Source organism: Pseudonocardia lacus (assembly GCF_018531445.1).
Lineage (GTDB): Bacteria > Actinomycetota > Actinomycetes > Mycobacteriales > Pseudonocardiaceae > Pseudonocardia > Pseudonocardia lacus.
In genome coordinates, this window is record NZ_JAHDTH010000093.1 from 15,896 (window position 1) to 30,088 (window position 14,193).

A 14,193-nucleotide genomic window follows, 5' to 3' on the forward strand; every position below is an offset into this window, starting at 1 on the left:
CCACCGCCGGTCCGACGTCCGGGTTTTGTCCTCCTGGACCTGGACCTGTCCCACGTAACACGTCTGCGCAGACTTCGACCGGTTCCGCGACCGACACCCTCGACCGCCGGAGAAGAACGATGTACGGAGAGCCGCACGAACTGGCCCACGAGCTGACCGAATTGCGTCGCGGCCGCGGGATCGACGCCACCGACGCCCACCGCCGGGTCGGCCCGCAGCTGCGTCGGCTGTGCGGGATCGACGACGAGGACCAGCCGACGGTCGTGCGCCGCAAGCTCGTCCTGCTGCTGGGTTCGGTGCTCGACCGGCTGCCGGCCGACCTCAGGCTGGCCGCGGCCAGTGCCCTGGGCCTGCACGAGGAGGCGACGGGCCAGTTCCTCGACCGCCGGGTGGCCTGGCTGGCCGAACGCCTCGACCGGGACGCCCGGACGGCCCGCAGGCGGATCGACCAGGCGTTCGCGGCGCTGGCCCAGCACCTCGCCGAACGCCCGGCCGCCGCCCGCAGCGACCTGCTCAAGTCCGCTCCCGGCTGGTACGTGCAGGAGCTGAGGGCGCTGCTGCGACTCGACGTCGACCCGCCGCAGCTGTTCGAGGAGCGGCGCGTGGTGTCCACGGTCGAGGAGCTCGACGAACTGGAGCTCGCGTTCAGCGCACCCCGCCGAGCCGACGTGGCCGGCACCGGGGCCATCGAGGTGGCCGTGCTGTACGGCGGGGAGATCGTCGAGCGTTCGGACGTGTCGAGCAGCCACACCCGGTTCGTGCTGCGGCTGCCCGGCCCGTTGCGGGTCGGCCAGCCGCACGAGTACGCGGTGACCGTCACCTCGCACGCGCTGTCCGACATGCGCACCTACTACGTGCTCACCCCGCTGCGGGCGACGGAGCGGTTCGTCCTGCGGGTCAGGTTCGACCGCGCGGTGCCGCCCTCCCGGATCTGGCGGGTCGAGGCGGTCCCGGCCCGGGTCGTGGACGACGCCGAACCCCCGGAGGAACTGCTGGCGCTCGACGCGACCGGCGAGGTGCGCCTGGAGTTCGCCCACCTCGAGCAGGGCCTGAGCTACGGCGTGCAGTGGCAGACGCCCCCCACGACCTCCGCCGACGAAGCAACGACAAGGAGTGCGCAGTGATCGATCTACCCTATCCCGCCACCGTCGTCTCGATGGACGTCATCGGCTCCAGCTCGGGCAACCGCCGCTACGGCGGCGACCTGGACGCAGGCCTGGACAAGGTCATCGACGAGGCGCAGGCCGACTTCCGCTACCCGGTCGAGCACTGGTTCCGCCGGTCCGACGGCGACAGCGTGACGCTGGTCGCGGACGCCCGGGTGCCGAAGGCACGGATCCTCGTGGAGTTCCTGGGCGCGGTCGAACTCGGGCTGGCCCGCTTCAACGAGTTCCGGGCGGTCGGCGCCCGGCTGCGGGTGCGCACCGGTGTCGCGCACGGTGATGTGGTGGTGTCGCCGCCGCACGTGCTCGGAGCAGCCGTCCGCACGGCCGCCCGGTTGCGCGACTGCGAGCCGGTCCGGACGCAGGCCATCCAGGTGGACGACGCGCTGACGCTGGCGGTGTCGGACGCGCTGTACCAGGAGGTCGTGGTCCAGGAGGACCTCGGGCTACGCCGGGGGGACTTCCGGGAGATCACCCCGGTGGTCAAGGACGGGGTGCTCACCGGGTGGCTGCGCAGGCCCGCGGACCCGGATGTCGCGGTCGCCGGGCCGGGCGAGCGGGAGCAGCCCGACGACGAGCCGGAGGTGCGGGCGGGTCCGTCCGTGCAGACCTCCGTGCAGACGTCCGTCCGGGACGTCCACGCGCACGGCAACGGCCCCGCCATCGGCAACCAGAACAACTTCGGCCGGAGCTGAGACGGGCCATGGACGAGCGTCAGGCCGCCGAACACGGTGACGGCGGCGAACCGGGACCGGAGCAGCCGGCAGCCGCCATCCCGGCCATCGAGGAGCCGTCCGAGCAGGCACCTGCCCAGGACCAGCCGTCCGCCGGCCCCGACCGGCCCGACCCGGATGCCGGTTCCGGGCACGACGCGGCAGATCGCGACCGTCCCGGCGCCGCGGAGGAGCCTGTCCGCGTCGACTCGCGCGCCGACGAGTCCGCGCGCGACTCGGAGGCCCACCGCCGCATGCGCCTGGGCGAGCGGAACCGGTGGGGATCGCAGGACAGCTTCCGGGCGACCTTCTCCGGCGGCTCCACGGCGAGCAGCGCCACCCGGGACGTCCACGCGCACGGGCGCGGGTTCGCCGCCGGCACGGTCAACATGTTCGGGCCGCAGGCCGGGGAGGTCGACACCCCCCGCGCCGCTTTGCTGCCGGCGGAGTTCGTCGGGCCGATCCTGGAGTCCTACGTCCCCGTCCCGGAGTACGGGCAGATCCGCGACGTGCTGACCGAGCACCGGGTCGTGCACCTGATGGGGCCGGACGGCAGCGGTCGGACGGCGACCGCGCTGGCCGCGCTGACCGAGGTCGGCGGTGCCGGCGGCCTGCGGCTGGTCATGCTGGCCTCCGACGGGCGGCTGGAGCGGCTCTGCGGCCCGGAACCACCCGGTGCCGATCCCGTCCTGGTCGTCGGGTGCGGGCACGTGCTCGAGCTGGGTCCGGGCGACCTGGTCAGCCGGTCGCTGCTGGTCGAGCTCCGCGCGCAACTGCCCGCGGGCACCCACCTGGTGGTCATCGCACCGCCGGCGCGGGAGGTCGATGAGTCGCTACGGCCCTACGCGGTCGGCCACGGGATCCCCGACCCCGGCTCGGTGCTGCGCCGGCACCTGTGCGTGCTGGTCTGCGGGCGGCGGTGCGGACCGGACGGCTGCGCGGACCCGTTCGTGGACAAGTGCCTCGCCGACGAGCAGGTGCACAAGTTCGTGACCGGGCGAGCGCCGCTGCCCGCGGCGCTGGCCGGGCTGGCCCGCCGCCTCGTGGAGGTCGGCCGGGCGGAGGCACCGCTCTCCGATGCGCTCACACTCATCGACTCGGGCCTGCGCCGCACGGCGCTGGAGGCCATGCGCAACGCGGGGGAGACGGTCGTGTCCCGCGCGGAGGTCCGCAGGGTCGCGCTCCGGGTCGCCTACGCCGTCTTCTACGACAACCCGCTCACGGTCGTGTTCCAGGCCGCGGCCGGGCTCTTCGAGCAGCTCTGGTCGGTGACCAACCCGGGCCGCGAGGTCGAGGCGGAACCCGCCCGGCTGTTCGACGAGGGCGTCGACGTGCTCATCCCGGCGGCCATGCGCGCCGCTGCCCAGCACGACGACGCCAACGCGTCCGATGCGGAGCGGGTCGCGCGAACGGTCGACCCGGCACTTGGGCGCGCCGTCCTCGACGTGCTGTGGAGCGAGTTCGACCAGGCCCGGGAGCCGCTGCTTGGCTGGATCCGCTGGCTCGGCGGCGATCCGCGCGATCGGGTGCGGCTGCGGGCCGCCACGGCGGCCGGGCTGCTCGCCACGTCCAACTACTCGGAGGTGTACCAGAGCGTGATCCGGCCGTGGGCCGTCGGCACGGCCGCCCGGCGCGACGCCGCGGCCTGGGCGATGGAGTTCCTGGCCGACGAGCGCCGGATGACCGCCCGGGTGCGCCGCCAGCTGCTGGACTGGTGCGTGAGCCCGAACGAGCGGCTCAACGACGCGGCGGCGCGCACCTACGGCACGAGCATCGGCAGCCTGTTCCCCGAGGAGGCGCTGGCCGGGCTGCACCACCTGGCACGCAAGCCCGAGCAGACCCGCTACCCCTCCATCGCCATGGCGGTCACCGCCATCTGCTGGCCCGACAACGGCCCCGCGGTCCTCGCGGAGCTGCACGGCTGGGTGCAGTCGCGCGAGCGCGGCCCCAACGCCCAGGCCGCGCGGGCGGTGCTGTTCCTCGCCCACCGGCTCGCCCGGCCCGACGGAAGCCCGGGCGAGGAGACGTGGCCGGCCCTGCTGGTGCTGGCCGCGCGGGACCCCGCGGTCGCCGCCGACCTGCGGTCGCTGTGGCGACGGGCACTCAGCGAGGCGATCACCGCCGTGCGCGCCTGGGAGATCCTCGCCGACTGGCTGGTGCGCGGTGACGACGACCCCGCGCTGGCCGCCCGGACGGTCGAGTTCGCCACCGACCTGCTCTCCGACACCGCGCTGCGCTCCCGCGCGCTGACCTTCTACCTGCGCCAGTGGCGCCGCCAGCACCCCGGCACGACCGCCTTCGCCCGGCTGGGCGACGAACTGAGGAGGACCCGGCGATGACCAGTCCGGCGGGACGACCGCACCGACGCGAGCGCTGGTGGACCCGGCTCGCCCGGTGGATCCGCGGCGACGACCAGCAGCCCGACAGGCCCCCGCAGCCGGACCGGCCGCCGCAGCCGCAGCAGCACCCGGTCTCGTTCCGGTTCACGGTCCCGGTGCCGGCCGTCGTGCCGGCCGCCGGGAGCGTGTTCACCTTCACCGTCCACCACGAGTTGGTCTACACGGCCCGGGGCTGGTCCGAACAGCAGCTCGCCCAGCGTGCGGCCGCGCTGCACGAGAGCGCCTCCTCGACGGTGTTCGGCAAGATCTGGGTGCTGGGCCGCCACCACCAGCCGCACGAGCCCGAGCGTGCCGAGGAGGCGATGAACCGGGTCCTGCGCGACACCTGGTGCTACGACGACGGCGCCGTCTCCTGTTACGGCATCGCCCGCGTCGTCCCGGACCAGCGCCTGATCGACAAGCAGTTGCCGCTGTGGGAGCAGGTGGCCGAGATGACGATGCGCCACCGCGTCGGGCTGCAGCAGGTCGCCGACGTCGAAGCGCTGCTGACGGCCTGGCGGGCGCTGCTGGTCAAGTTCGGCGACAACCCGCTGTCCATCCAGGCGGCGACGCTCGTTGACCGGAACGTGGCGGTCGCCGTCGACGGGCTGGCGACGCGGCGCCGGGCCACCGCGCAGGACCTGGCCGATGTCCTGCGCAACGCCACCGACGCGCACTCTTACCTGGGCCTCTACGAGATGGCCGCGGCCTACGACAAGGCGCTGCGGGCGTTCGAGCAGAAGGTCGGGCCGGCCGGCAGCGTGCTGCCGATCGACCTCTACGACGACGAGCCCGAGCAGGTGGCGCCGTGAGGAACCGCTGCGCCGCGGTCGGCCTGCTGCTCATCGGCTGCACCGCCCTCGGCGCCTGCGCACTGGTGCAGACGCCCGTCCCGGTCGATGCGGACCCGTGCGCCTGGATGTGGGAGGAGGTGCCCGACGACGCCCCGCACCACGTGCTGCTGCTGGACCGGTCCGGGTCGACGCGCGAGAACGGCGGAAGCGGCGCCCCGGACTACGTCGTGGCCCTGGAACCGGTGCTCGACGCGCTCACCAGCACGACCGCGGTGGTGTCCATCGGCGCCTTCGACGGGTCGGCGTCCTCGGTCGAGTGGGTGGGACCGGAGCTGCGCACCAACCGCCACCGCCGCGAGGACAAGCAGGCGGCCGACCGGCCCGCGACCAAGGGCTGCCTCACCGCACTGCTGCGCGAGGCCGAGGCGACCGGTCCCCGCCGACCCGGCTCCGACGTCGTCGGTGCCCTCCGGATCGCCGCCGGCCGGCTCGGCACCGCAGCCGAGCGGACCGTGACCGTGGTGACCGACGGGCTGGTTACGGTCGGGTGCGCCGACCTCACCGCGGTCGCGGTCGGGGCGCCCGGGGCGATCGCCGGCGTCCTGGACCGCTGCGCCGGGTCCGGGGAGTTCGGGACCCCGCTGACCGGGCTAGCGGTCGACCTGGTGGGCGTCGGGCACCCCGCCGACGACCAGCCCCAGCTCAGCTCGTCGCAGCTGTTCTGGCTCGCCGAGCTGTGGCGGACGATCTGCGGCAGAGGGCTCGGGGCGGCGCGGTGCGACGTCTCGGTCGACCCGGTCGGCTTCGCCCCGGCGGGCACCCGGCCGGCCGAGCCGGGGGTCGCCGATCCGGTCGTGGTCTTCCCGGCACCGGACCGGGTGGTGACCGTCGGGCTCGACACCGAGGTGCTCTTCACGCCCAACTCCGCCGAGATCTCCCCGGCCGGACGCGACCTGCTCGCGGTCACCGCCGCGGACATCGCCCGGTCCGGCCGCGCCGACGTCGTCGTGGAGGGCTACACCGAGGCGCAGAGCAGCCCGCAGGGCAACCTGGACCTGGCCACGCGGCGCGCGGAGGCGGTCAGCGCGGAGCTGGCCGCGCACGGCGTCGCCGCGACGCCGCACGGCAACGCCGGCACCGCACCCGGCTGCCCGACGGCGCAAGCGACCCCCACACCCGAGCAACGACAGTGCACCCGACGGGTCGACATCGTCGTGCTTCCCGGCTGACGGAAGGCTGAAGTGACCGGACCGATCCCCGAGCAGCGTCCCCCCACCAACGGCCGCGCGGTGCTGTCGGCCACCGCCGCGCCGTTCTACCCGCCGCAGCGCTGCCCGCCCGGCGTCGACTGCGGACCCGACCTCGACGTGTCCGCCGCCCAGCCGCGCCGGGCCCGCGAGGACTACGATCGCCTGCAGCTCACCAACGCCGAGTCGGCCCGGCTCACCACGGCCGCGGTGGACGCCTCCGGGCTGCTCGAGGACGCCCGCCCGGCCGTCGACGCCGCCGTCGCCGCGGTGCGCGAGGCCGAGCAGGGCGGCGTCCGCGCGGTGGACGCCCTGGAGCGGTTCGTCCGCGGCAACCGGCTGGGTCGGGCGCGCGCCGCGGTCGACGCCGTCGAGGAGAGGCACCGCCACGACGGTCCCGAGGACCGCCGGCACCGACCCCGCTGGGCGCGCCCGCTGCTCTGGGTCGCGGTGCCGGCCACGGCGCTCTACGACGCGGTCTACTTCGGCGAGGCGTTCCGCTTCCTCATCGGCCTGCCCGAGACGCCGGAGAACGCCGCCGACTGGGTCCAGTACGTCATCAGCTACCTGCCCGGTGCGCTGATCGGCATCGCGCTGATGCTCGCTGGCTTCTGGCTCGCCGAAGGCCTGTTGCGCGCCCGCTCGCACGTCGAGCGCCGACCCGAGCGCCCGCCCCGCCGGTGGCGCGCGGTGCTGCGCCGCCGCCCGGACGACCTGCCCTGGCCGGTTTGGTGGGTGGCGCTGCCGTTCGGGGCGCTGGTGGTGACCGTGCTTGCCGTCTTCGCGGTGGTGCGCAGTGATCCCGCGGCTGCTCCCACGCCGTTCCTGTTCGGCATGCTGCTGTTGATGTTCACCCTGACCTCGATCGCGGCCAAGGTGCTCGACCACAACCCCCACCGCAGCGCCGACGAGGCTGCGCGCAGGAAGCTCGCCGCGGTCGAGCGTGACCTGCGCGCGCTGGAGGACGCGCGGGACGCGGCGTTCGTCGCGCTCGGCCGCGCGAACGACGGGCTGCGCGGCGAGATCGGGCGCTGCCGCACCCTGGTCGCCGAGCGGATGCGGCGCGCGTGGACGGAGATCCTGCACGAGCGCGAGGGCCATGGCCGGGCCTCCGACCTCGCCCCCGCGTTCCGGCCACTGGCCGACGGGTCCTGGGGCGTCGGCTACCCGCTGCTGTTCGACATCGCGGAGCCGGCGATCGCCCTGCACGTGCTGGACGCCGAGCACGCGTGCGGCGACCCGGGCCCGATCGAGGAGCGCAACGCGGCGCTGATGGCCGAGCTCGCCTGGCAGGCCGGATCGACCGACCTGCCCGCCGACCTGGCCGGAGCGGGCGACCCGGGGTAGGAATCGCGGATGGGCCGACACGCGCCACCCCCCGCACCGGTCGCGGCCGTCCACGGCTCGCTGCTCGCCTGGCTGGAGCCGCCCGCCCGGCACCGCCTGCTCGACGGGGCGGTGCGCCGGTCGTTCGCCGCGGGCGAGGTGCTCCAGCACGAGGGCGACCCGACCACGCACGTGCTGGTTCTCCTGCACGGGTGGGTGCGCGTGTCCAAGTCGACAGCCGACGGCCGGGTCGTGCTGCTGGCTCTGCGCGGTCCCGGCGACGTGCTTGGCGAGCTCGCCGCGATCGACGGCCGGCCCCGGACCGCGACCGTGCGCAGCATCGAACCGGTCGACGTGGCCCAGCTCTCCGGCCAGCAGTTCGTGGCCTGCTTCCGGTCCGATCCCGAGATCGCGGTCGCCACGGTGCGGAGCCTGTCCGCGCGGCTGCGGGACGCCGAGTCGGCCCGCGTGGAGCTGGCGACGCTCGACGTCGGCGAGCGCGTGGCGGGGTACCTCCACCACATGGCCGCCGAGCACGGCCGGGACGTCGCCGACGGCGTCGCGATCGCGGTGCCGCTCACCCAGCAGGACATCGCCGACCGGTTGGGCGCCTCCCGCCGGGCCGTGGCCAGGGCGCTCATGGTCCTGCGGGACCGCGGCCTGATCCGGACCTCCCGCCGGGAGGTCTTGCTGCTGCGCCCGCACGTGCTGGCCGCGCTCGCCGCCGGGCGCTGACCGCCTGCCCCTGCGGGCGGGGCTACACAACGACCCCGTACGCGGCCCAGACCAGCGGGGTCGGGCTGTTGCGGATGGACCGCCGGGCCCGCTGCGGCGCCGAGCGCCACTCGTCCAGGCAATCCAGCTGCAGGTCCCGCAGCGCCGCCGCGGCCGGCCCGGGCCGGGTGGCGGCGTTCGCGAGCCGGTGGTCGAACCCGCTGCACCACGTCGTGTCGAAGACGTTGTAGTTGCTCGTCAGGACCTCCTGCGCGCCCGCCAGCCGGCACGCCGAGGCGATCCCCAGCGTCAGCCCGGTGGCGTCGGCCGCACCCGACCCGGAGCACAGCGCCAGCACGACCCGGCGGGGCACCGGCACCAGGGGTTCGCCGTCCGGCATCCGGGTGGCGATGAGCCGGGCGCTGAGCACCTCGTCGGCGAAGGCGATCCCGGAGTCGGCGACGAACCCGGCGTTCGACGACGACCCGAGGTGACTGCGGACGAACAACACGGCGTCGGGCGGCCAGCGGGTCGAGTCGATCTCCTCGACGAACCTCGCCAGCGACACCGGCGTACCCGACGGCGGACCGCCGTCGAGGACGACGTCCGCGGGCACGGGCGGAGCTTCCCGCAGGTCGCCGGCCGGGTTGCAGACCGACAGCCGGACGGCCCGGCCACCGGCGTCCCGGTCGCCGGCCCGCGGCACCGACGCCCGGACCGCGGTCGGGGTCAGCAGGGTGAGCTCGACCCGTTCGACCAGGCGCACCGTCGCCGCGTCCGGGTGGTTGATCGGCAGGACCGCCCACGGCACGACGGCGAGCTCGGGCGGGACGCCGAACAGCACCGGCAGCGGGTCGCCGGGCGGGCGCCCGGCCGCGGCCTGCGCGAGGGGGTGTGGGACGAGCGCAGCGAGCTGCCGGGTGATCTCGGCCTCCCGGTCGCACCCCTCGTCGGTCATCGCGGACAGCACGTCCGTCCGCGCCAGTGGTGCTGCCGGCGCGTCGGAGGTCGGGTCGTGGGCGCGCTCGGTCAGCAGCGACGTGCGCAGCGCGTCCAGGCAGTCGCCGAGGGGGGTCCGGTCCAGGTCGACCGATCCGCCGTCGAACGTCCCGCGGCAGTCGGTGAGGGCCCAGAACAGCGTGCCGGACTGCACGGTCGCCGACCAGACGACCGCCCCGGCGCGGAGCCGGTCGGCGAGATCGGCGAAGGCGTCGGTCTCGACGGGGGTCCCACCCGGCCCCGCCCGGTCCGACCGCGCCACAGCGGCGGCCAGCCGCCGCGAGCCACCGCAGGTCACGATGGTCGGCCGGGTCGGTGCGGTCTTCCAGTCGCCGCAGAACAGGGCCTGGTGACCGGCCCGGGCAGCGCCGTTGCCGTGGGCGTACATCGTCGCCTCCACGATCCAGTCCGGGGCCTCGGTGGTGGCGTCCTCCGCGTCGTCGCGGACCTGGTCCTGCGGCGCCAGCTGCAGCCGGCTGTTCTCGATCAGCTCCACGAGCAGGGGCCGGTCACCCAGCCGGTGGGCGCACCGGACGGCTACCTCGACGCAGCGCCGCGCCAGCCCTTGCAGGAACCGCCGGGAGAAGTCGTCCTTGCACCGGAATACGGCGGGGACCACGCTCGCCCATCCGCGCAGCGCCAGGTCGAGAGCCTCCTCGACCCGCCCGCCGGCCAGCGCGACATGGGCGGCCAGGCCGTGCACCGGCGCGTCCAGCCACGGATGGTGCGCACGCTCCGCAGCGGCACCCCAAGCCCGGTCCAGGTGGCCGGCCGCTGCGCGCAGCAACCCCTCCCGTGCCGCGGCCTCGGCCAGAGCGAGGTGCACGGCCGCACAGAGCTCGCCGCCGATCGAGCCGAGGACCGGTTCCATCGTCCGGTTCAGCTCCCGGTAGCGCCGCCGCGTCGTGCCGTACCTCGCGTCGACGACCTCCAGCACCGCGGACGCGGCCGCCGACCTGCGCGGCAGCTCCCGGCGGAGCCGGCCGTACACCGGCATCACCTCCTCGAGCACCGCCGGCTCGGGATCGACCAGGACCAGGTGGCGGAGCAGGTCCTCGACGACGGCCGGGTCCGTCGCGGACGCGCTCGTCATCAGCACGTCCTCCAGGCACTCCGCGGCGAGGAAGTGCTGTCCGAGGCTCGCGTAGACCTCGGCCAGCCCCTCGGCCGCCCGCCGGCGCCGGTCGAGCGTCTCCTCCCCGCCGGCGCACGCGGCCAGGTAGGCGCAGCCGTAGGGTCGCAGGGCGTCGGACGGGTCCTCGGTCGCGGCGTGGTGGTCGCCGAGCAGCCGGGAGAAGAAGCTGTACATGCCCAGCTCCCGCTCGCGCGCCGCTTCGGTCCGGGCCCGCACGACCAACCCGTACAGCTTGTCGTCGAGACGGAGCCGATCGTCCGGTGCCTCGGCGAGCGCCCGAGTGAGGCGTCGCCCGATACGCAGGGTGAGCAGAATCGACACGGGGGTCGTCCCTTCCTGGGAGGGGCGGCGGTCAGGCACCTGCGTGGACGTGCGCGGCCCACAGTGCCGGATCGGTCGGCCGGACGGCTCGCCGGGCTCGTGCCGCCGAATGCAGGGCTTCGGCGGTCCGCTCGACCAGCGGGCCGTGAACGCCGCCGGGAGCTGACGACCAGATCGAGCACGGCGCGACAGGTGTCGGCTCGGCCTGCGCCGTGGTGCCCGGAGGCGTGCCAGGGAAGTGGGTTCGCCTCGCCTACCGGGCACCACCACAGGCGCGACCAGGGACGCCCTGGTCCGGGCGGCTCGATGAGCCCCAGCTCCCGCAGCACCGGTTCGGCCACCGCATCCCACTGCCAGGCGAGCAGCTCGCGCCGGAAGCGTTCGCGGACCGTCGCGGAGTCGGATTCGACGCCATCCAGCGCGCGGCGCAGGCACAACCGCGTCTCGCACGTCGGCGCGGGTGAGGTGCGGATCCGGACTTCCGGCCGTGGACAGGGACGCGCGCGGAGATGGTCGCGCGCATCGCGCGGGAGACGATCGCGATAGGGGAGTACTCGTGGCCGGGTGACATCGGCTGGTTCCACCGGGTGGGCGGCGCGGAGTCGGTGTCGGAGGCGTAGTGCCATCGCATTCGGCGGAAGGTCTGTGCCGAGTCGTTCAGGGCGTGCGCTGGTCGACCAGGGCGTGGAGTTCCCGATCTGGGCTGACGTGTCGTTTGTAGAGCGGGCTGCAGGGTGTGCGGGCCAGGACCATGCCGAGTTCGGCCAGGTCTTCGATCCCGTGGTGGTCGGCGAGGAAGGTGAACTCGTTCATGATGCCGACGACGCTGCGGTTGGCGGTCGGGGCGAGCGCGACCGGGGACATGCGGCTGGTCTCGGTGTCGATGAAGGTGGGGTCTATTCCGTGGGCGGCCAGCGTCTCGGCGGTCGCGGTGCGGAACCGCTGCGCCAGCGTACGGGCCGGCGCGAGCCGAATCAGGACGGGCAGCAGTGTCGCCTCGTTGACGAACAGAGCGACGGGCGAGCGCCTGCGGAGCAGGGTGGCGTACCAGTCACCGAGCACGGTCGTGGACGTCTCGTCCTCCGTCGCGCTCGGCCCGCCGAGTCGGTCCAGGAGGCGGCGGGTCCCGCGTACGATCACCATCGGCCGGAGTCTCGCAGATGCGTCGTTGCCGGCCGCGTGGCCGTGCGTGACCGCACCGGCGCAGCCTGTGAGCGTTCATGATCGGCTGGCCAGGGCCGGGCACGCGATCATGAAAAGTGAGCGAGGTGCCGGAACGTCCTCAAGATCGTTCTCATGGCACATCCGTGCCACACGAGGCGGGCAAGCAAGATCGATCGTCCCATGTAGTCGGTCGAACCACGTCTCAGTCGCAGTAGCGCTCCTCGATGTCCCCGGTTGCCTCAGGCGTCGTTCAGCGGGTCGGACCGTGCAGCGGGGGACCGAGCATCTCGGCCAGCGATGCGGCCTGTCAGCCAGGGACGAACACCGCGGTGGCGGCCACGATCGAGAAGATCCCGATGTCGGTCAGCACGTGGGCCGCGAAGGCAGCTCCCAACCCGGCGCGCATCCGCAGCCAGGCCATCGCCGCCCCGAAGACCCCCGCCGCGATCACCCCGACCGGGCCGCCGGGTATGCCGTGCAGGTGCGCGACTCCGAACCCGACGGCCTGCAGCGCGATCGTCGTGCCCGAGCTGAGGCCGAGACGGCGGTCCGCAGCGACGATCGCGCCCCGCCACAACAGTTCCTCCGCCGATGCGTTGACCACTGCTGCGCCCAGCACCACTGCTACCAGGACCGGTACCGGCGGCTGTGGGACGGGGAACGCCGAAGGTGCCGAATCGACGGCGCCGAGCACCAGCGGCGTCACGGCACCCGCTGCGAGCAGGCCGATGCACAGAGCCCAGAGCAACCGACGGCCGGGAGATGGCCCGAACTGCCCGTCCGGCCGTCCGCGCGCCCCTGCGAGCAGCCCGATGCCCACCAGCAACGCGGGCCACGGCCAACTCTGCGGAACGAGCGCGACCACTGCCACCGCGATCGCCAGGGCGGCAATCGTCAGCCGGAGGGGTGGGACGAGGACCACCAGCACCGCCAGGCACACCAGCACTGCTGCGATGGCCAGCGGCGTCGGGCGGGCCAGGCCGACCCCGAGCAGGAGTTGCGCAGCGACCCACCCGGCGCGGTGCCGCTGCGCCTCGCCGGCCGGGCCGCCCGCCATCACTCGATCATGTGCAACGCCCCGAAGACGGCCTGCAGACGGCCGATCGGGCAGCTGTAGCCGGCCTTCGTCGCCCATACCGCGACGCCGTCCGAACTCAGCTGGGGCTCCAGCACCGCTGTGATCCCGTCCGGGACTATCAGGCTCGGCCATGGCGCTCCCAGCTGGTCCATCGCATCGTCCTGCAGCTGCGAGGCGACCTCGACGGCGATCTCCTCGTCGCCGAGGTCGCTGCTCACCCGGAACGAGTGCCCGCCGCTGATGCACACGTAGTCGTCGTCGCTTCCTTCAGCGCCGGTCGGGGACGGGTCCACCGGAGGCTGCACGTGGGCCCACTCCGCGACCGGGCGGAACTCCAGACCGGGGAAGCGCAGGCGCGGTTCGGCGAAGTCCCGCTCGATCCGCTGCTGGATCAGCGCCAGACCATCCCGCACCATTCGGCTCCTATCGATCATGCGATCACGCACTTCAGCTGGAAGTTCAGCACGTTGCCCTTGGCGTCGAAGATCTGCCCGGACGCGGTGAAGTCCTGGCCCGACTTCCCGGCAACCGTCCTGGCCGACACCGAACCGTGCGGTGGGTAGGCCTGGTTCTTCCCGTCGACCTTCTGCCTGCCGACGAAGATGTCGACGATGTAGCGGGTCGCCGGGTAGTTGGGGTAGATGCCCCACTGTATCGCGGCCCCGGGGCCCCGCTGCTGGGCCGAGAAACTGCCCAGCTTGCTCGGTGCCTCGTAGCCCGGAGAGCAGTTGCCCTTCGGTGGTGACGCCTCGACCGCGCACCCGGCAGTCAGCGCGACGAGCGCAATGGCCAGAGCCATGACGGCATCGCGCAGCCGAGGCCGGACGCGCAGCGAGGGTGCCCTGCAGTCATCTTCCGCGCACATGGTTTTCCCTTGTCGGACAATGCATCGGATGAGCGGGCGAAACCGCTCGACCGCACGCCAACCGCGTTGGCGCAGGGTGTGGAAGATTCCGATGCCGGCCGGCTGGGATCTCGGCGACGACGGTAGCGAGTTGTCAGATCAACCGTGGCCGTTCGGCGAAATCGGGTGGCCTAGTACTACAGCCGTAGATCGTGATCTTGTTCTTGTCGGCGCTGGTAGTGGCATCGGCGGGCGCGGAACTGGTGGCGGCGGCGCCAGAGGCTCCAGCGCAGGACGCTGGTCAGCGAGCGGGCCGG

Annotated in this window: 12 protein-coding genes; 7 read left to right on the forward strand and 5 right to left on the reverse strand. The window is 73.9% G+C overall.

What is annotated here, in order from left to right; translation table 11 throughout:
• Positions 1–119 precede the first annotated feature (119 nt).
• Genes KIK08_RS19945 through KIK08_RS19975 form a run of 7 tightly spaced genes read left to right on the forward strand, consistent with a single transcriptional unit; the run spans position 120 to position 8,356 of the window.
• Positions 120–1,124, forward strand: a complete 1,005-nt coding sequence (locus tag KIK08_RS19945; RefSeq protein ID WP_214404714.1) for a hypothetical protein — start codon at positions 120–122, stop codon at positions 1,122–1,124.
• Complete coding sequence (locus KIK08_RS19950; protein WP_214404715.1) at positions 1,121–1,858, forward strand: nucleotidyl cyclase domain-containing protein; 738 nt, start codon at positions 1,121–1,123, stop codon at positions 1,856–1,858. The genes KIK08_RS19945 and KIK08_RS19950 overlap by 4 nt, the downstream gene beginning before the upstream one ends.
• A gap of 8 nt (positions 1,859–1,866) precedes the next feature.
• Positions 1,867–4,215: a hypothetical protein gene (locus KIK08_RS19955; RefSeq protein ID WP_214404716.1), complete on the forward strand. Its 2,349-nt coding sequence runs from the start codon at positions 1,867–1,869 to the stop codon at positions 4,213–4,215.
• Entirely contained in the window at positions 4,212–5,066 is an 855-nt protein-coding gene (locus KIK08_RS19960; protein ID WP_214404717.1) for a hypothetical protein, read from the forward strand. Before KIK08_RS19955 ends, KIK08_RS19960 begins: the two co-directional genes overlap by 4 nt.
• The gene (locus KIK08_RS19965) at positions 5,063–6,277 is read left to right on the forward strand and encodes an OmpA family protein (protein WP_214404718.1); all 1,215 of its coding nucleotides are present in this window, start codon (positions 5,063–5,065) and stop codon (positions 6,275–6,277) included. Before KIK08_RS19960 ends, KIK08_RS19965 begins: the two co-directional genes overlap by 4 nt.
• A 12-nt stretch (positions 6,278–6,289) precedes the next feature.
• Entirely contained in the window at positions 6,290–7,642 is a 1,353-nt protein-coding gene (locus KIK08_RS19970; RefSeq protein ID WP_214404719.1) for a hypothetical protein, read from the forward strand.
• A gap of 9 nt (positions 7,643–7,651) precedes the next feature.
• Positions 7,652–8,356: a Crp/Fnr family transcriptional regulator gene (locus tag KIK08_RS19975; protein WP_214404720.1), complete on the forward strand. Its 705-nt coding sequence runs from the start codon at positions 7,652–7,654 to the stop codon at positions 8,354–8,356.
• Between the two features lie 22 nt (positions 8,357–8,378).
• Here the strand turns inward: KIK08_RS19975 and KIK08_RS19980 are convergent, their stop codons facing one another.
• The 5 genes from KIK08_RS19980 to KIK08_RS20000 form a co-directional block, all read right to left on the reverse strand.
• Entirely contained in the window at positions 8,379–10,790 is a 2,412-nt protein-coding gene (locus KIK08_RS19980; protein ID WP_214404721.1) for a CHAT domain-containing protein, read from the reverse strand.
• A gap of 657 nt (positions 10,791–11,447) precedes the next feature.
• The gene (locus KIK08_RS19985; protein ID WP_214404722.1) at positions 11,448–11,933 is read right to left on the reverse strand and encodes a DUF6933 domain-containing protein; all 486 of its coding nucleotides are present in this window, start codon (positions 11,931–11,933) and stop codon (positions 11,448–11,450) included.
• Between the two features lie 328 nt (positions 11,934–12,261).
• Positions 12,262–13,089, reverse strand: a complete 828-nt coding sequence (locus tag KIK08_RS19990) for a CPBP family intramembrane glutamic endopeptidase (protein WP_214404723.1) — start codon at positions 13,087–13,089, stop codon at positions 12,262–12,264.
• Positions 13,011–13,478 (reverse strand): hypothetical protein, encoded by a 468-nt coding sequence (locus KIK08_RS19995; RefSeq protein ID WP_214404724.1) that lies wholly within the window; start codon positions 13,476–13,478, stop codon positions 13,011–13,013. The genes KIK08_RS19990 and KIK08_RS19995 overlap by 79 nt, the downstream gene beginning before the upstream one ends.
• Complete coding sequence (locus KIK08_RS20000) at positions 13,463–13,831, reverse strand: hypothetical protein (RefSeq protein ID WP_214404725.1); 369 nt, start codon at positions 13,829–13,831, stop codon at positions 13,463–13,465. Before KIK08_RS20000 ends, KIK08_RS19995 begins: the two co-directional genes overlap by 16 nt.
• Positions 13,832–14,193: the final 362 nt, after the last annotated feature.

Coding starts and splice junctions, on each gene's coding strand:
- KIK08_RS19945 (WP_214404714.1), top strand. CDS start 120: ATGTACGGAGAGCCGCACGAACTGGCCCACGAGCTGACCGAATTGCGT.
- KIK08_RS19955 (WP_214404716.1), top strand. CDS start 1,867: ATGGACGAGCGTCAGGCCGCCGAACACGGTGACGGCGGCGAACCGGGA.
- KIK08_RS19960 (WP_214404717.1), top strand. CDS start 4,212: ATGACCAGTCCGGCGGGACGACCGCACCGACGCGAGCGCTGGTGGACC.
- KIK08_RS19975 (WP_214404720.1), top strand. CDS start 7,652: ATGGGCCGACACGCGCCACCCCCCGCACCGGTCGCGGCCGTCCACGGC.
- KIK08_RS19985 (WP_214404722.1), bottom strand. CDS start 11,933: ATGGTGATCGTACGCGGGACCCGCCGCCTCCTGGACCGACTCGGCGGG.
- KIK08_RS19990 (WP_214404723.1), bottom strand. CDS start 13,089: ATGGGCGACGAAGGCCGGCTACAGCTGCCCGATCGGCCGTCTGCAGGC.
- KIK08_RS20000 (WP_214404725.1), bottom strand. CDS start 13,831: ATGGCTCTGGCCATTGCGCTCGTCGCGCTGACTGCCGGGTGCGCGGTC.